The following is a 15,509-nucleotide window of genomic DNA, read 5'->3' as shown; positions in this document are numbered from 1 at the left end:
TAGGTCCGGCGCGCGGCCGCCGAAGCCCGTCCCGAGTGGCGGACAGTGTGCCCGAGCTGCCGGGCCGCGCCGTCCCGTCGGCGCAGGCCGTCCCGGTTGCCACGCTCCGATCCGATATCGCCCGAGTCGGCGGAGGCGCTGCACAGGCCTCCGCGCTGTCTTCACCCGCCCGGCTTTCCGTTCAGGGACTGCTCCTGGAATAGTTCCCCACGATGTTCAGCATCCCTAGACTCCCTGCAACGGGGGTGACTCGGGGGACAACTAGTGGGGCGCGGAGTGCCGGAACTCGTACTGGAATTGAATGGAAGGACCTGGACGCTCGATCCGTCCAGGTCGTACACCCTCGGACGCGATCCGCAGGGCGACCTGATGATCGACGACGCCAGGGTCTCCTGGCGGCATGCCACGATCAGCTGGGGTGGGCGCAGCTGGGTCATCGAGGACCACGGCAGCACCAACGGCACCTATGTGCAGGGCCGGCGGATCCAGCAGATGGAGATCGGCCCGGGTTCGTCGGTGCACCTGGGCAACGCCACGGACGGACCGCGGCTGAGCCTGACCGGCGCTGCCGCGGGCGCCGGTGTCCACAGCGGCCAGGCTGTGGGTGCGCAGCAGGCGCCCGTACAGCCCCAGCAGCCTGCACAGGGTGCGGCCGGCTGGCACGACCCCGCGCAGCAACAGCACCAGGCCGCCTGGCAGCAGCCGCAGCAGCCGCAGGTCCCGCATCAGCAGGGCCTCGGGGCGACGCCCGGAGCGGGCGGGCCCGGCGGCGTCGCGGGGGCCCCGCCGGTGTACGGGGACCGAAGCCCGACCACGTTCCACCAGCTGGACCTCGGCCGGGTCATGCGCATCGGCCGTGCGCTGGAGAACGAGCTGGTCGTCTCCGACCTCCAGGTCTCGCGCCTCCACGCCGAGTTCCGTGCGACGCCCGACGGCCGCTTCGAGATCCGCGACCTCGGATCCCACAACGGCACGTACGTCAACGGCCAGCCGCTCAGCAAGTCCGGCTCCGCACTCATCGGCCCGAACGACATCGTCGGTGTCGGTCACTCGACCTTCCGGCTGGTCGGGGACCGGCTGGAAGAGTTCGTCGACACCGGCGAGGTCTCCTTCTCGGCCCGCCACCTCACGGTGACGGTCGACGGCGGCAAGGACATCCTCAAGGACGTCTCGTTCGGCGTTCCAGAGAAGTCGCTGATCGCCGTCATCGGCCCGTCCGGATCCGGCAAGTCCACCCTGCTCAAGGCGCTCACCGGCTACCGGCCCGCCAACCAGGGCGACGTCCTCTACGACAACCGGAACCTGTACAAGCAGTTCGCCGAGTTGCGTCAGCGCATCGGTCTGGTCCCGCAGGACGACATCCTGCACAAGGAACTCACGGTCACACGGGCCCTGCGGTACGCGGCCAAGCTGCGTTTTCCCGCGGACACCACCGAGGCCGAGCGCACCGCCCGGATCCACGAGGTCCTCGCCGAGCTCAAGCTCGACATCCACAAGGACAAGAAGATCACCTCGCTCTCCGGCGGCCAGCGCAAGCGCGTCTCGGTCGCCCTGGAGCTGCTGACCAAGCCGTCGCTGATCTTCCTGGACGAGCCGACCTCGGGCCTCGACCCGGGCATGGACCGCGACGTCATGCAGCTGCTGCGCGGACTCGCCGACGACGGCCGTACGGTCCTCGTCGTCACGCACTCCGTGGCCGAGCTGGCCATCTGCGACAAGCTCCTGGTGATGGCGCCGGGCGGCTCAGTCGCCTACTTCGGTCCGCCGGAGGAGGCACTGAACTTCTTCGGCTACAGCAGCTGGGCCGACGTCTTCTCCGCGTTCGAGAACTACCGCGACTACGACTGGGCGGGCCGCTGGCGCGGTTCGCAGCACTACCAGATGTACGCCGCGGACATCGACGCCGTCGCCGCGCAGTCCGTACACATGCCCCCGCCGCAGCAGATGCGTCCGCCGAAGCCCTCGGGCTGGGCGGCCCAGCTGTGGACGCTGATGCGCCGGTACGTCTCGGTCATCGCGTCCGACAAGGGGTTCCTGCTCCTGATGGTGCTCCTGCCGGCCGTGCTCGGCGTCGTGAGCGTGGTCATCCCCGCGGAGTTCGGCCTGGCGGAGCCCGATCCGCCCTCGCGCTTCAACGGCAAGGCCGGGACGATCATGCTGATCCTCGCGGTCGGCATGTGCTTCGCCGCCGCGGCCAACTCCGTACGAGAGCTGATCAAGGAACGGGTGATCTACGAGCGGGAACGGGCCACCGGTCTCTCCCGTTCCGCCTACCTGCTGTCCAAGGTGATCGTCCTGGGCGTGATCACCGCCTTCCAGGGCGTGATCATCTGCGGGATCGGCTTCTCCACCCGCGAGCTGCCGGAGGAGGGCCTGTTCATGCCCCCCGCCGTGGAGATCTGCCTGTCGATCATCGTCCTCGGCTTCACCTCGATGATGTTCGGCCTGATGATCTCCGCGCTGGTGAAGACCGCCGAGAAGACCATGCCGCTGCTCGTCATGTTCGCCATCGTCCAGGTCGTCTTCACCGGCGTGCTCTTCCAGGTCTACGGGTCTCCGGGCCTGGAGCAGTTCGCCTGGCTGATGCCGTCGCGCTGGGCCGTGGCCGCGGCCGGTACCACGCTGGACCTCGCCCACCTCATGCCGCCGTGGGACCCCGAGAACCCGAACGACCTGGACCCGCTCTGGGAGCACGCGGCCGGCCAGTGGGGGATCAACATCGCGGTGATGCTCTTCATGAGCGTCGTCCTCTTCGTCGCGGTCTCGCGGATGCTGCGCCGCCATGAGCCCGAGGTGATGCGCAAGTAACGCCGCCGGGCCGTACCGGACCCGGAAACGCCCGAGGGCGGCACCCCGTGGGGTGCCGCCCTTCGGCATGTGCCGGCCGGTCACGCGACGCTGCGGACCGGCAGGTCAGCTCTGCCAGGCCTTGCTCGGTGCGTGGCTCAGTACGCGCTGTCGACGTTGTCGATCGAGCCGTACTTGTCCGCGGCGTAGTTGGCCGCGGCGGTGATGTTGGCGACCGGGTCGTACTGGTCGTGCTTGGTGCCGGCGACGTGGTAGAAGTCGAACGTCGGCTTGATGACCTGCAGCAGGCCCTTCGACGGGATGCCGTTGATGGCGTTGATGTCCCAGTCGTTGATGGCGCGCGGGTCACCGCTGGACTCACGGATGATGTTGCGGTGCAGCCCCTCGTACGTGCCGGGGATGTTCTTCTTGTCCATGATGGCGAGAGCCTCGCGGATCCAGCCGTCCAGGTTGTTGGCGTAGACCGGCTTGCGGTCGGCCGCACGGCTGGCCTTCTTGGCGGAACGCTTCTTCGCGTCGGCCTTGGCCTTCGCTGCAGCCGTCTTCTTGGCTGCGGCGTCCTTCTTGGCCTCGGCGACGGCCTTGGCCTTCGCCTCGTTCTTGGCAGCGGCCTTCTTCTCGGCGGCGGCGGCCTGGGCCTTGGCGGAGTCGGCGGCCTTCACCAGCTGCGCGGCAGTGGAGTGCTGCTCGATGATGCTGGACTGGACGGTCTTGCTCTGCGACGCACCGGCGAAGGCGACCGGCGCACCGGATATGGCCTGCGGCTCGGTGCTGGCCGAGGCGTTGTCCGGGACGAGCGAGAACGCGAGTGCGGCGGCGGCCAGGGTGGAGACACCGGCGACGGAGAGCTTCTGCGCCTTGTTCAGGCGACGGCTACGGCTGGAAATTCGGGACACGGACATACAGTCGTACCTCTTCGAATTGCAGGAGTCCTCAGGAGGACGCCGACGGAACGCGGTGTGCATCTCCGTCGTGGACAGTTGCAATTCTTAGCGACCGCAAAACGCTCTGGCAAAGGTGTGACGTACGAAGCTGGATAGTGGAGTGGGGGGCTGTTCCTACCCCCTTGTCCGCTTTGGTGCCCGGGGTATTGCCCGTTTTGCTCCGACTATCCGTCTTCGTAAGTGACGTGGGTCCTATGCCTGGGCTCACACGGGGCCCCCTCCGAGCTCACAAAACGTTGCTCATGTAATGCAGAGCGTTAGGTCCCTTGTCCGGCAGAAGGAGGTGGACGTCCCCGAACTCGTGCCAGAGGTACAGATGCCGCAGCGCCTGGGTGTACCCGCGCTGCAGCACGGCCCGCCCCGCTATCGCCTCCAGCATCAGCAGGTGGGAGGCCTCCGGCTCGTGCAGTCCGGTCAGCAGCCCGTCCACCACCCGCACGCCCCGCTGCGGCGTCACCACCAGATCCGTCCAGCCCGAAGCCGCCCGCACCACTCCGTCCGCCCCCGCCGCCGATTCCAGGGCCCGCACCGCCGTCGTCCCCACGGCGACGACCCTGCCGCCTCCCGCCCGCACCGCATTGACCAGCCACGCCGTCGCGGACGGCACCGCGAACCGCTCCGGGTAGGGCGGCTCGTGTGCCTCCGCCGAAGCCACCCCCGTATGCAGCGACAGCGGGGCGAACTGCACCCCGCGGCTCACCAGCGCCGCCACCAGCCCCGCGGTGAACGGCCTCGCCGCACTCGGCATCTCCGCCGACCCGGCCCCGTCCGGCGAGGGCACGGCGAACACCGTCTGATACGCGGACAGCGGCTGGTCCCGCTCCGTGTACGCGTACCGGATCGGCCGCCCGTACCGGCTCAGCAGCCCGGGTACGTCCCGCGGCACCCGCGCCCACCACAGCCTGGCGCCCACCGAGGGCCCCAGCGGCTCGTCCAGCACCAGCGCGTTCCCGCCCGGCAGCCGTACCGCCGCTCCCGCCGGTCCGCCGGGGCGTGGCCGAGTGGTCCCGTTCCCGTCCGGGCGGCGCAGCTCCACCGCCCACCGCCCGTCCTCGCCGCGGGTCGAGAAGTGCACGACGACACGCTCACCGCCGACGCGCCCGTTCACCGCGGCCGCCAGCGTCGTCGACGTGTTCACCACGAGTACGTCCCCGGCCCGCAGCTCCCCGGGCAGGTCCCGGAACGCCCGGTGCGAAACCGCCGTACCCCGGGACACCAGCAGACGCACGTCGTCCCGCCCCGCACCCCGCTGCTCGGCCGGGACCCGGGCAGACAGCTCCGCGGGCACCCGCAGGGCATCCAGCGCCGTCATCACTGATCCCGGTCCGTCCCGGCCGACAGCGCTGCGGCCGCATACCGCCCACTGGCCGGCCGCCGCTCCAGCAGCCGGACGAACGCAGGCGCCACGGTCTCCGGAGCCGGCCGCGGCTCCGTGTCCTCGGGCACCGCCGCCGTATAGAGGTCCGTCCGCATATCGCCCGGATCCACGGCCCAGACCCGCAGTCCCGGTTCCTCCTCGCCCAGCACCGCGGCCAGCTGGTCGAGCGCCGCCTTGGACGCCCCGTACCCGCCCCAGACCGGATACGGCTCGGCCGCCGCGTCCGAGCTCACCGTCACCACCGCCCCGGCCTCCGACGCCCTCAGCAGCGGCAACGCCTCCTGCACCAGACCGAGCGCCGCCACCACATTCGTCTCCAGCGCCTCCCGCAGCCCGGCGAGGGGCAGCGTCTCCAGCCGGACCAGCGGCTCGGCACCGAGCGCACTCGCATTGCTCACCAGTACATCCAGCCCGCCCAGCTCCCCGGCGGCGGCCACCAGGGCCTTGCGATGCGCACCGTCCGTGACATCCCCGGCAACGGCCACCACCCGCGTCCCGTACCGGCGGCGCAGCTCCTGAGCCGTCTGCTGAAGCACTCCGGCCGTCCTGGCATCCAGGACCAGATCCCAGCCCCGCTGCGCCAGCGCCGCCCCCAGCGCACGCCCCAGTCCCTTCGACGCACCCGTGATCATCGCAACCGGCATGGCAACCGTCCCTCGAACCTCGTGACGCTCCGACCACACCAACGTAGGAACACGACCCCGGCCACCGCCTCGTCCATGAGCCGCACCCGCGCAAGGCACTTCGACCTAGGCCCTGCGCCCCATCCGCCGACCGTCCACAGCCCGATACGGCCGCCGCGGCCCCGCCGGTACGGTGAGGACATGAGTCATCGCCCACCGTCGGGCCTCGCCGCGGTGAGTGCCGCGCTGCTCGCCATGAACCGGCACCTCGAAATGCGGGACGTCCTCAAGACGATCGTCGCCTCCGCCCGCGAACTGCTCGACGCCGAATACGCGGCCCTGGGCGTCCCCGACGACCACGGAGGCTTCGCCCAGTTCGTCGTCGACGGGGTCAGCGACGAACAGTGGAAGGCCATCGGACCGCTGCCCAGGCAGCACGGCATCCTCGCCGCGATGCTCCACGAGGCGAAGCCCGAGCGGCTCGCCGACGTCCGCAAGGACCCCCGTTTCGAGGGCTGGCCCGACGCCCACCCGGACATGTCCGATTTCCTGGGCCTGCCGATCCAGGACGGCGACGAGATCATCGGCGCGCTCTTCCTCGCCAACAAACGCTGCCCCAAGCCCGAAGGCAGCTGCGGCTTCACGGAGGAGGACGAGGAGCTCCTCGCGATCCTCGCCCAGCACGCGGCGATCGCGCTCGTCAACGCCCGCCTGTACGAACGCAGCCGCGAACTCACGATCGCCGAGGAACGCTCGCGGCTCGCCCATGAGCTGCACGACGCGGTCAGTCAGAAGCTCTTCTCGCTCCGGCTGACCGCCCAGGCCGCCGCCGCCCTCGTCGACCGCGACCCGGCCCGCGCCAAGGGCGAGCTCCAGCAGGTCGCGGCGCTGGCCGCGGAAGCGGTCGACGAACTGCGCGCAGCCGTCGTGGAGCTGCGCCCCGCCGCCCTGGACGAGGACGGTCTGGTCGCCACGCTTCGTAACCAGATCGAGGTCCTGGACCGCGCGCACAGTGCCCGGGTCACCTTCGAGAGCGCCGGAGTGCGGGCGCTGCCCTCCGACCAGGAGGAGGCGCTGCTCCGGATCGCCCAGGAGGCCCTGCACAACGCCCTTCGTCACTCCGGCGCCGAGCAGGTCGTCGTCTCGCTCAGCCGGCACACCTCCGCCACGGTGCTGCGGATCACCGACGACGGCCGCGGCTTCGACGCCCATGCCGTCCGGCGCGCGGGCCGTCATCTGGGCCTGGTCTCGATGAGGCACAGGGCGGGCAGCGTCGGGGGAAGGCTCACCGTTCATTCGGAGCCCGGCAAGGGCACCACGATCGAGATGGAGGCACCCTGTGCCTGACAGGATCATCAAGGTGCTGCTGGTCGACGACCACCAGGTGGTCCGCCGCGGGCTGCGTACGTTCCTCGAGATCCAGGACGACATAGAGGTCGTCGGGGAAGCCTCCGACGGGGCCGAGGGTGTCGCCAGGACCGAGGAGCTCCGGCCCGATGTCGTCCTGATGGACATCAAGATGCCCGGTACGGACGGGATCGAGGCCCTGCGCAGGCTCAGGGAACTGGAGAATCCCGCCAAGGTACTGATCGTCACCAGCTTCACCGAACAGCGCACGGTCGTTCCCGCCCTGCGCGCGGGGGCGTCGGGATACGTGTACAAGGACGTCGATCCGGACGCGCTGGCCGGTGCCATCCGCTCGGTCCACGCCGGCCATGTCCTGCTCCAGCCGGAGGTCGCGGGCGCGCTCCTGGCCCAGGAGGACGCCGGCAGCGGTACGGGCCGGGGGAGCACTCTGACCGAACGGGAGCGGGAAGTACTCGGGCTGATCGCCGACGGCCGCTCCAACCGGGAGATCGCCCGGGCGCTGGTCCTGTCGGAGAAGACCGTCAAGACGCACGTGTCGAACATCCTGATGAAGCTCGATGTGTCGGACAGGACGCAGGCCGCGCTCTGGGCCGTCCGGCACGGGGCGGCAGGCTGACGGGCCTGGCGTCCGGGGGAGGAGAGCCGACGGTTCCACTCCGGTCCGAGATTCATACTGTCGGGTGTATGTCACTCGAACGGCGCATCCTGCGTGGCGCCGAGGCGTTCTCCATGGCGTGCTGCGGCGGTCGGCCGCAGCGATGCGAGGAGGATCCTGAAGTGAAGAACCTGAAGAAGGCCGCTGCCGTCACCATGATCGCCGGTGGAATCATTGCCGCCGGTGCCGGGGCTGCCTCCGCCACGGGCCACAGCGGCGCCGGTGCTCACGGCGCGGCCGTGGGCTCCCCGGGCGTCGTCTCGGGCAACGTCGTCCAGGTCCCGGTGCACGTCCCCGTGAACGTGGTCGGCAACACGGTCAACGTGATCGGCCTGCTCAACCCGGCCTTCGGCAACTTCGGTGTGAACGGCTGATCTGCGCTGCCGACCACAACCGCCGGACGGGGCAGTACGAGCCCGTCCGGCGGTTGAGGGCGCAGCGGCCTACCGCTCCCGCTCCTCCACGTACGCGTTGTACGCCGCGACCTGAGCCCGCCGGGCCACCCGCTCCACCGGCCGCAGCGCCTCACCCCGAGCCGCGATCTCCGAAGAGCTCACCGCGCCGCCGTGCCCGTTCTCATGGGCCACCGAGACCAGCAGCCCCACCCGCTGGGCCAGCTCCAGCACCCGTACCGCCCGCGGCGGATACCCCGGAGCCAGCACCTCACGGCCCCGCTCCGCCCGCGCCCGGTACGCATCCACCGCCGCCTCGGCCACCGGTCCGGAACCTGCCACATCCAGCCGGGACAGCACCGCTGTCGCATCCCGCAGGGCCTCCGCGAGCTCCCGCTCCGCCTCGCTCAGCGACGGCACATCGGCCGGCGGCGCCTCCCGTACCGGCAGACACCGCCACACCACCTCGACATGCACGTCACCGGCGGGCCCCGCCTCACTCACCTCCGGCACGAGTCCGTACGGCGCTCCGGACGTGACCACCGCCTCCTCCGCCTCCAACGCCCGCGCATTGAAGTCCGGCGGCCCGCTGAGCCCCAGCGGATGCCCGGGCACCGGCAGCGCGACCCGGAAACCGGTGGCACCGAGCCCCCTCAGCCGGCCGAGCGCCAGCGTGAGCCCGACGGGCACCGCCTCACCCGGCAAGCCCTCGACGCGGTGCACCGCGTCCTCCCCGACAATCGCGAGCGCAGCGTCGTCCGGTGACACAAGTCCGGCCAAAAGCGCGTTTCCCCATGCGGCCAGCCGCCCTGAGCGTGGTTCCGAAAGCATGGGGACAGCCTAGGCAACCGCCCTAAGGGCGGGAGCACTCTTCGGGTGGCGTAGGTTTTCCCTGGGAGCTGTGCGCACAGGCACGCGACGATCTAGAGACTGCATGGGGAGACAACGCGCTCATGAGCGATGTACTGGAGCTGGTGGACGTATCCGTGGTCCGCGACGGACGCGCTCTGGTGGACGACGTCTCCTGGTCGGTCAAGGAGGGGGAGCGCTGGGTCATCCTCGGGCCGAACGGCGCCGGCAAGACCACGCTGCTCAACATTGCGTCCAGCTACCTCTTCCCGAGCACCGGCAAGGCCAGGATCCTCGGCGAGCAGCTCGGCGGCGTCGGCACCGACGTCTTCGAGCTCCGGCCCCGCATCGGCATCGCCGGTGTCGCGATGGCCGAAAAGCTGCCCAAGCGCCAGACCGTGCTGCAGACGGTGCTCACCGCCGCGTACGGCATGACCGCCACCTGGCACGAGAACTACGAGGCCGTCGACGAGGAGCGCGCCCGCGCCTTCCTCGACCGGCTGGGCATGACCGACTACCTCGACCGCAAGTTCGGCACCCTCTCCGAGGGGGAGCGCAAGCGGACCCTGATCGCCCGCGCCATGATGACCGACCCCGAGCTGCTCCTGCTCGACGAGCCCGCCGCGGGGCTCGACCTCGGCGGCCGCGAGGACCTGGTCCGCCGCCTGGGCCGGCTCGCCCGCGATCAGTACGCCCCCTCCATGATCATGGTGACCCACCATGTCGAGGAGATCGCGCCCGGCTTCACCCACGTCCTGATGATCCGTCAGGGGAAGGTGCTCGCCGCGGGCCCGATGGAGACCGAGCTCAGCTCCCGCAACCTCTCCCTCTGCTTCGGTCTGCCGCTCGTCGTCGAGCACACCGGCGACCGCTACACCGCCCACGGACTCCCGCTCTCCTGAGGATTCGCACAACAGCCGTCCCCCGGCGCCCTGTCCGCGAGGGCATCCGCGGTCCTACGATGAACACGTGGAAATCGACGCGTGGGTATGGTGGTTGATCGGCGCCGTGGGACTGGGTATCCCCCTCGTCCTGACCGCGATGCCCGAGTTCGGAATGTTCGCGGTCGGAGCGGTGGCTGCGGCAGTCGTCGCCGCACTCGGCGGGGGCATCGTTGCCCAAGTGCTGGTCTTCGTCCTGGTTTCCGTGGCGCTGGTCGCGGTCGTACGTCCGATCGCTGCGAGGCACCGCGCCGGTCAGACCCACCACCGCACCGGCATCGACGCGCTGAAAGGCCGTCAAGCCGTCGTTCTGGAACGGGTGGACGGCAGCGGCGGCCGCATCAAGCTGGCCGGCGAGGTCTGGTCCGCGCGCACGCTCGACAGTGATCAGAGCTTCGAACCCGGACAACAGGTCGATGTCGTGGAGATCGACGGTGCAACCGCTGTCGTCATGTGAGCGAACCGGTCACGCGGCAGCCCGCAGTCTGCCAAACTCGAAGTCGATCATCATGAGAATGCGACCGTCATGAGCGCTCGACCTCGATCATCGCGATCCGTCGGCAACCGAAGGGCACGAGGCACACGATGCAACCGATCATCATCGTCCTGATCATTCTGGTGGTGCTCGTCTTCATCGCCCTGATCAAGACGATCCAGGTCATCCCACAGGCCAGTGCCGCCATCGTGGAGCGCTTCGGCCGCTACACCCGCACTCTCAACGCCGGGCTGAACATCGTCGTCCCGTTCATCGACTCGATCCGCAACCGGATCGACCTCCGCGAGCAGGTCGTTCCCTTCCCGCCCCAGCCGGTGATCACCCAGGACAACCTGGTGGTCAACATCGACACCGTCATCTACTACCAGGTGACCGACGCCCGCGCCGCGACCTACGAGGTCGCCAGCTACATCCAGGCGATCGAGCAGCTCACCGTCACCACCCTGCGCAACATCATCGGCGGCATGGACCTCGAGCGGACCCTGACCTCCCGCGAGGAGATCAACGCGGCGCTGCGCGGAGTCCTCGACGAGGCCACCGGCAAGTGGGGCATCCGCGTCAACCGCGTCGAGCTCAAGGCCATCGAACCGCCCACCTCCATCCAGGACTCGATGGAGAAGCAGATGCGCGCCGACCGTGACAAGCGCGCCGCGATCCTCACCGCGGAAGGCATCAGGCAGTCCGCCATCCTCACCGCGGAGGGCGAGAAGCAGTCCGCGATCCTGCGCGCCGAAGGCGAAGCCAAGGCATCCGCGCTGCGCGCCGAGGGCGAGTCCCAGGCCATTCGTACGGTCTTCGAGGCCATCCACGCCGGAGACCCGGACCAGAAGCTGCTCTCCTACCAGTACCTCCAGATGCTCCCGAAGATCGCCGAGGGCGACGCCAACAAGCTCTGGATCGTGCCCAGCGAGATCGGCGACGCACTCAAGGGCCTCAGCGGCGCCTTCGGCAACCTCGGCAGCGGAGCCCCCGGCTTCAACACCGGCAACAAGGAACGCCGCGAGCAGCCCCCGGTCGACTGACCGGGAAACACCTTCGTGCATGATCAGTGAGGCCCCTCGACCTTCATGGCGGGGAGGCGTCACTGACCATCGAAGGAGATGGCCTTGTCCGTCTGGGAAATTCTCGCGGTCTTCGCGGCCGGGGTCGGCGCCGGAACGATCAACACGATCGTCGGCTCAGGCACGTTGATCACCTTCCCCGTCCTGCTCGCCACCGGCCTGCCACCGGTCACCGCCACCGTTTCCAACGCCCTCGGTCTGATCCCGGGCTCGATCAGCGGTGCCATCGGCTACCGAGCCGAACTCGTCGGCCAGCGCCGCCGCATCCTCAAGCTGAGCGTCGGTGCGCTCATCGGCGGCCTCACCGGCGCCACACTCCTGCTGGCGCTGCCCTCCACGGCGTTCGAGACGATCGTCCCCGTCCTGGTGGCACTCGCCCTCGTCCTGGTCGTCCTGCAGCCCCGCATCAGCAAAGCCGTCCAGAGCCGCCGCGCACACACCGGCGCCCCGGCCCACCCCGACGGCGGGCCGCTCCTGTTCACGGGACTGACCCTCGCCAGCGTCTACGGCGGCTACTTCACGGCGGCCCAGGGCATCCTCTACATCTCGCTGATGGGCATGCTGCTCGACGACACGATGCAGCGCCTCAACGCCGTCAAGAACGTCCTCGCCGCCGTCGTCAACAGCATCGCCGCGCTTTTCTTCCTCTTCGTCGCGGACTTCGACTGGACGGCCGTCGTCCTCATCGCAGTGGGCTCGGCGATCGGCGGCCAGATAGGTGCCAAGGTCGGCCGCCGGCTCAGTCCGGGCTTCCTGCGCGCCCTCATTGTCGTCGTCGGCACCGCAGCCATTGTCCAGCTGTTGCTCCGCTGACGAAAAAGCCCGTCCCCCTGGGGACGGGCTTCCGTACACCTTGCGGGCTACGCCGCGGACCGCGCCAGCCACTCAGGCAGCGCCGACCGGTCGCCGGCCCCCAGCGCGAGCAGCATCGCATCCGCGGGGGAGGGTACGAACGGCTTCCGGAGCAGCGGCATGTCCGCCTGCTCCGGCGTCCGCGCCGCCTTGCGGTGGTTGTCCTCGGCACACGAGGCAACAGTGTTCAGCCAGGTGTCCTGACCGCCCTGGGCACGCGGCACCACGTGGTCGACGGTGCTGGCCCGCCGTCCGCAGTACGCGCACCGGTGCTGGTCCCGTATCAGCACACCCCTTCTGGACCACGGGGCGTGTCTTCGGAACGGCACCCGTACGTACCGGCAGAGCCTGATCACCTGGGGGACCGGGATGTCGACGGCCGCGCCACGCATACGGAGTCCGGGATGCGACTGCTCGACGACGGCCTTGTCCTGCAGGATCAGCACCACCGCGCGGTTGAGTGTCACCGTCGACAGCGGCTCGAAGCTCGCGTTGAGCACCAGTGTGTCCCGCATCCTGCCCACCTCCCGTGTGCCGCCCGCCTCCTGGCAGGCCCGGATCAACTCTGGCCGGGCGAGCCGTGATGGACAACGCAATAAAAAATGCCCTGCCCTGGTCTCTCCAAGACCAGGGCAGGGCAAACAGGACGCGAACTGTCAGCTTTCGGGAGACGTGTACTCACCGATCAGCTGGGCGCGTCCCAGGGTGTGGAACCGCAGATTGAATCCCACGGCGGCAGGTGACGCGTCGCTGTCCGGCCCGAGCTTCTCGCTGTCCACCGCGTACACGGTGAAGACATAGCGGTGATTCTCGCCCGCCGGCGGCGCTGCACCCCCGAATTCCTTCGACCCGTAGTCGTTGCGGGCCTGAAGGGCGCCCGCGGGCAGCCCGTCGAACGTGCCGCTCCCCGCGCCGGCCGGGAGCTCCGTGACCGAAGCCGGGATGTCGAAGACCACCCAGTGCCAGAACCCGCTGCCCGTCGGGGCGTCCGGGTCGAAACACGTCACGGCGAAGCTCTTCGTCTCCGCGGGGAAGCCCTCCCACCGCAGCTGCGGCGAAGTGTTACCCGCCGCGAACACCTGTGCATCCGCCAGCACGTCTCCCGGCGCGAGGTCCTTGCTCACCACAGTGAACGGGGGGACCCGGGGATGGAAGTCGTGTGGCAGGGGCGCCCTCTTCGGCTCGGTCACGTCAGCACCTTTCCTGATCGGCTGCGAACTCTCTCCCCACCGACCCTAGGGCCCTTCAGCGCCAGTTGCGCTGTCCGCCGACCTGGGCGAGCCACTGGTTGAGGTACGCGGCCCAGTCCGTGCCCTGGAAGTCGTTGTGGCCGACCTTGAACGCGCGGTAGGAGTCGCTGCCCTCGCTGAAGAGACCCGGCTTCTTGTCCATTTCCAGCACGACATCCATCTCGCGGTCGTCAGCGACGAACGTCAGCTCCACCTGGTTGAGCCCGCGGTACTGCTGCGGCGGGACGAACTCGATCTCCTGGTAGAACGGCAGACGCTGGCGCGTGCCACGGATGTGGCCGCGCTCCATGTCCGCGCTGCGGAAGCCGAAGCCGAGCTGCGCGAAGGCATCCAGGATGGCCTGCTGCGCGGGCAGCGGGTGCACATTGATCGGGTCCAGGTCACCCGAGTCCAGGGCACGGGCGATCTCCAGCTCCGTGGTCACCCCGATGTTCATGCCGCGCAGGTGCTGCCCGGCGAACGTCGTGATCGGGGTCTCCCACGGAATCTCGAGCCCGAACGGCACGACGTGAACGGCGCCCGCCTTGACCTCGAAGGCACCGCCCAGGCGCAGCTTGGTGAACTCGATGTCCTGCTTGGTCTCCTGGTCGGCGCCCTCGACCTCGACCCGAGCCTGCAGACCGACCGAAAGTCCCTCGATCTGCTGGTCGACGGAACCGCCCTGGATCCGCACCTCGCCCTGGACGACCCCGCCGGGGACGACGTTGAGTTCGGTCAGCTCGGTTTCCACCGAAGCACCGCCGGCACCCATGCTCGCGAGCAGTCGCTTGAAGCCCATATTTTCCTCCTTGGTCCTGACCCCTACATACGCGTCACGACCGTAGCCGGTTCCCGGACCGGTGATCCCAGTACCCTCGGACGCCATGAACGAGGGCATGGACCGTACGCCGCTGACGCGGGACTTCTTCGACCGGCCCGTCCTGGACGTGGCCCCCGATCTCCTGGGCCGCGTGCTTGTCCGTGTGGGCGAGGACGGCCCCATCGAGCTGCGGCTGACGGAGGTGGAGGCGTACGCGGGTGGGATCGATCCCGGCTCCCATGCCTTCCGCGGTCCCACACCACGTAACAGCGTGATGTTCGGCCCGCCGGGTCATTCGTACGTCTACTTCACCTACGGGATGTGGCACTGCCTCAACCTGGTGTGCGGCCCGGAGGGTACGGCGAGCGGTGTCCTGCTCCGGGCCGGTGAGATCGGCGTGGGCGCCGAGGTGGCCCGCAAACGTCGTTTCTCGGCCCGTCATGACAGAGAACTGGCCAAAGGGCCGGCCCGCCTGGCCACTGCCCTCGACGTGGACCGAACGCTCAACGGCTGCGATGTCGTCGAAGGACCGCGGCGTCCCCTGTCGTTGCTGTGCGGCACCCCGCCACCCCGTGACCAGGTGCGGAGTGGCCCCCGCACCGGGGTGGGCGGTGACGGTTCCCATCAGCCGTGGCGCTTCTGGATCGAGGGTGACCCCACGGTGAGCCCCTACAGGGCCCATGCGCCACGCGGCCGCGCAACTTGACTCGCCCTTGCCCGTTGCCTAATGTAGTCCGAGCCGCTTGAACGGATGCAGTTGTTGTTGGCACGGTCCATCGGACCGGGTCGGAGCATCGGGAGAGGGCCAACCACTACCTACGATTCGCCCTGGCGGGTGTGATTTCGGCACGCCGAAATCTGCTCCTCGGCTCGATTATGAGTCGCCACGGAAATCGGTTAGCGTAGTGAACACGCCGAAAGGCAAAGGCCAGTCCACAGGCCACCGGAATCAAATTCGGACCGGAAACGGGACGAAAAAGAGTCTGGTAAAGTTGGAATCGCCGGAAAGGGAAACGCGAAAGCGAAGAACTGAAAGGCGAAACCCGCTTCGACCGGGAATCGGACACGAAAGAGTCTGATAGAGTCGGAAACG

Annotated in this window: 16 protein-coding genes; 9 read left to right on the top strand and 7 right to left on the bottom strand. The window is 69.1% G+C overall.

Annotated features, from left to right (window positions below):
• The first annotated feature begins 264 nt into the window (after nucleotides 1–264).
• Nucleotides 265–2,808: an FHA domain-containing protein gene (locus ACFWBQ_RS37005; protein WP_385508043.1), complete on the top strand. Its 2,544-nt coding sequence runs from the start codon at nucleotides 265–267 to the stop codon at nucleotides 2,806–2,808.
• Between the two features lie 137 nt (nucleotides 2,809–2,945).
• Here the strand turns inward: ACFWBQ_RS37005 and ACFWBQ_RS37000 are convergent, their stop codons facing one another.
• The 3 genes from ACFWBQ_RS37000 to ACFWBQ_RS36990 form a co-directional block, all read right to left on the bottom strand.
• Nucleotides 2,946–3,710, bottom strand: a complete 765-nt coding sequence (locus ACFWBQ_RS37000) for a transglycosylase SLT domain-containing protein (RefSeq protein WP_385508039.1) — start codon at nucleotides 3,708–3,710, stop codon at nucleotides 2,946–2,948.
• 268 nt (nucleotides 3,711–3,978) lie between these two features.
• On the bottom strand, nucleotides 3,979–5,064 hold the full coding sequence (locus ACFWBQ_RS36995) for an S-adenosylmethionine:tRNA ribosyltransferase-isomerase (protein ID WP_385508035.1): 1,086 nt from the start codon (nucleotides 5,062–5,064) through the stop codon (nucleotides 3,979–3,981).
• A complete protein-coding gene (locus tag ACFWBQ_RS36990; RefSeq protein ID WP_385508032.1) occupies nucleotides 5,064–5,774 on the bottom strand; it encodes an SDR family NAD(P)-dependent oxidoreductase in 711 nt (236 codons plus the stop codon). Before ACFWBQ_RS36990 ends, ACFWBQ_RS36995 begins: the two co-directional genes overlap by 1 nt.
• 180 nt (nucleotides 5,775–5,954) lie before the next feature.
• Between ACFWBQ_RS36990 and ACFWBQ_RS36985 the strand changes: the two genes are divergently transcribed.
• From ACFWBQ_RS36985 to ACFWBQ_RS36975, 3 genes are all read left to right on the top strand, one after another.
• Nucleotides 5,955–7,100, top strand: coding sequence for a GAF domain-containing sensor histidine kinase (locus ACFWBQ_RS36985; protein ID WP_385508029.1), 1,146 nt, complete (start codon nucleotides 5,955–5,957; stop codon nucleotides 7,098–7,100).
• The gene (locus ACFWBQ_RS36980) at nucleotides 7,093–7,737 is read left to right on the top strand and encodes a response regulator (RefSeq protein ID WP_385508026.1); all 645 of its coding nucleotides are present in this window, start codon (nucleotides 7,093–7,095) and stop codon (nucleotides 7,735–7,737) included. Before ACFWBQ_RS36985 ends, ACFWBQ_RS36980 begins: the two co-directional genes overlap by 8 nt.
• Before the next feature lie 161 nt (nucleotides 7,738–7,898).
• The gene (locus ACFWBQ_RS36975; RefSeq protein ID WP_385508086.1) at nucleotides 7,899–8,150 is read left to right on the top strand and encodes a chaplin family protein; all 252 of its coding nucleotides are present in this window, start codon (nucleotides 7,899–7,901) and stop codon (nucleotides 8,148–8,150) included.
• 69 nt (nucleotides 8,151–8,219) lie between these two features.
• On the opposite strand, the gene ACFWBQ_RS36970 is transcribed toward ACFWBQ_RS36975, so the two are convergent.
• Nucleotides 8,220–8,999 carry a hypothetical protein gene (locus tag ACFWBQ_RS36970; protein WP_385508023.1) on the bottom strand — a complete coding sequence of 260 codons (780 nt, stop codon included), beginning with the start codon at nucleotides 8,997–8,999 and terminating at the stop codon, nucleotides 8,220–8,222.
• 122 nt (nucleotides 9,000–9,121) lie between these two features.
• On the opposite strand from ACFWBQ_RS36970, the gene ACFWBQ_RS36965 reads away from it, so the two are divergent.
• From ACFWBQ_RS36965 to ACFWBQ_RS36950, 4 genes are all read left to right on the top strand, one after another.
• Nucleotides 9,122–9,919, top strand: coding sequence for an ABC transporter ATP-binding protein (locus tag ACFWBQ_RS36965; RefSeq protein WP_385508021.1), 798 nt, complete (start codon nucleotides 9,122–9,124; stop codon nucleotides 9,917–9,919).
• A 67-nt stretch (nucleotides 9,920–9,986) separates the two neighbouring features.
• On the top strand, nucleotides 9,987–10,415 hold the full coding sequence (locus ACFWBQ_RS36960) for an NfeD family protein (protein ID WP_385508017.1): 429 nt from the start codon (nucleotides 9,987–9,989) through the stop codon (nucleotides 10,413–10,415).
• A gap of 128 nt (nucleotides 10,416–10,543) precedes the next feature.
• Nucleotides 10,544–11,476, top strand: a complete 933-nt coding sequence (locus ACFWBQ_RS36955) for an SPFH domain-containing protein (RefSeq protein ID WP_385508012.1) — start codon at nucleotides 10,544–10,546, stop codon at nucleotides 11,474–11,476.
• A gap of 84 nt (nucleotides 11,477–11,560) precedes the next feature.
• Nucleotides 11,561–12,328 carry a sulfite exporter TauE/SafE family protein gene (locus tag ACFWBQ_RS36950; RefSeq protein WP_385508008.1) on the top strand — a complete coding sequence of 256 codons (768 nt, stop codon included), beginning with the start codon at nucleotides 11,561–11,563 and terminating at the stop codon, nucleotides 12,326–12,328.
• 47 nt (nucleotides 12,329–12,375) lie between these two features.
• On the opposite strand, the gene ACFWBQ_RS36945 is transcribed toward ACFWBQ_RS36950, so the two are convergent.
• The 3 genes from ACFWBQ_RS36945 to ACFWBQ_RS36935 form a co-directional block, all read right to left on the bottom strand.
• A complete protein-coding gene (locus ACFWBQ_RS36945) occupies nucleotides 12,376–12,882 on the bottom strand; it encodes an HNH endonuclease (RefSeq protein ID WP_385508004.1) in 507 nt (168 codons plus the stop codon).
• Between the two features lie 141 nt (nucleotides 12,883–13,023).
• Complete coding sequence (locus tag ACFWBQ_RS36940) at nucleotides 13,024–13,557, bottom strand: YbhB/YbcL family Raf kinase inhibitor-like protein (protein ID WP_385508001.1); 534 nt, start codon at nucleotides 13,555–13,557, stop codon at nucleotides 13,024–13,026.
• 55 nt (nucleotides 13,558–13,612) lie between these two features.
• Complete coding sequence (locus tag ACFWBQ_RS36935; protein ID WP_385507997.1) at nucleotides 13,613–14,395, bottom strand: sporulation protein; 783 nt, start codon at nucleotides 14,393–14,395, stop codon at nucleotides 13,613–13,615.
• Nucleotides 14,396–14,480: 85 nt separating this feature from the next.
• Here ACFWBQ_RS36935 and ACFWBQ_RS36930 point away from each other — a divergent pair, with 85 nt between their 5' ends.
• Nucleotides 14,481–15,122 carry a DNA-3-methyladenine glycosylase gene (locus tag ACFWBQ_RS36930; RefSeq protein ID WP_385507994.1) on the top strand — a complete coding sequence of 214 codons (642 nt, stop codon included), beginning with the start codon at nucleotides 14,481–14,483 and terminating at the stop codon, nucleotides 15,120–15,122.
• Nucleotides 15,123–15,509 lie beyond the last annotated feature (387 nt).

It is taken from the genome of Streptomyces sp. NPDC060035 (assembly GCF_042736635.1).
GTDB lineage: Bacteria > Actinomycetota > Actinomycetes > Streptomycetales > Streptomycetaceae > Streptomyces.
The sequence above is the reverse complement of the archived record's forward strand: the minus strand, read 5'-3'. Positions and strand labels throughout refer to the sequence as shown.

Bases quoted from the DNA above. Each gene is read 5' to 3' on its own strand.
- ACFWBQ_RS37000 (WP_385508039.1), bottom strand. From the start codon at position 3,710: ATGTCCGTGTCCCGAATTTCCAGCCGTAGCCGTCGCCTGAACAAGGCG.
- ACFWBQ_RS36995 (WP_385508035.1), bottom strand. From the start codon at position 5,064: ATGACGGCGCTGGATGCCCTGCGGGTGCCCGCGGAGCTGTCTGCCCGG.
- ACFWBQ_RS36990 (WP_385508032.1), bottom strand. From the start codon at position 5,774: ATGCCGGTTGCGATGATCACGGGTGCGTCGAAGGGACTGGGGCGTGCG.
- ACFWBQ_RS36985 (WP_385508029.1), top strand. From the start codon at position 5,955: ATGAGTCATCGCCCACCGTCGGGCCTCGCCGCGGTGAGTGCCGCGCTG.
- ACFWBQ_RS36970 (WP_385508023.1), bottom strand. From the start codon at position 8,999: ATGCTTTCGGAACCACGCTCAGGGCGGCTGGCCGCATGGGGAAACGCG.
- ACFWBQ_RS36965 (WP_385508021.1), top strand. From the start codon at position 9,122: ATGAGCGATGTACTGGAGCTGGTGGACGTATCCGTGGTCCGCGACGGA.
- ACFWBQ_RS36955 (WP_385508012.1), top strand. From the start codon at position 10,544: ATGCAACCGATCATCATCGTCCTGATCATTCTGGTGGTGCTCGTCTTC.
- ACFWBQ_RS36945 (WP_385508004.1), bottom strand. From the start codon at position 12,882: ATGCGGGACACACTGGTGCTCAACGCGAGCTTCGAGCCGCTGTCGACG.
- ACFWBQ_RS36935 (WP_385507997.1), bottom strand. From the start codon at position 14,395: ATGGGCTTCAAGCGACTGCTCGCGAGCATGGGTGCCGGCGGTGCTTCG.
- ACFWBQ_RS36930 (WP_385507994.1), top strand. From the start codon at position 14,481: ATGAACGAGGGCATGGACCGTACGCCGCTGACGCGGGACTTCTTCGAC.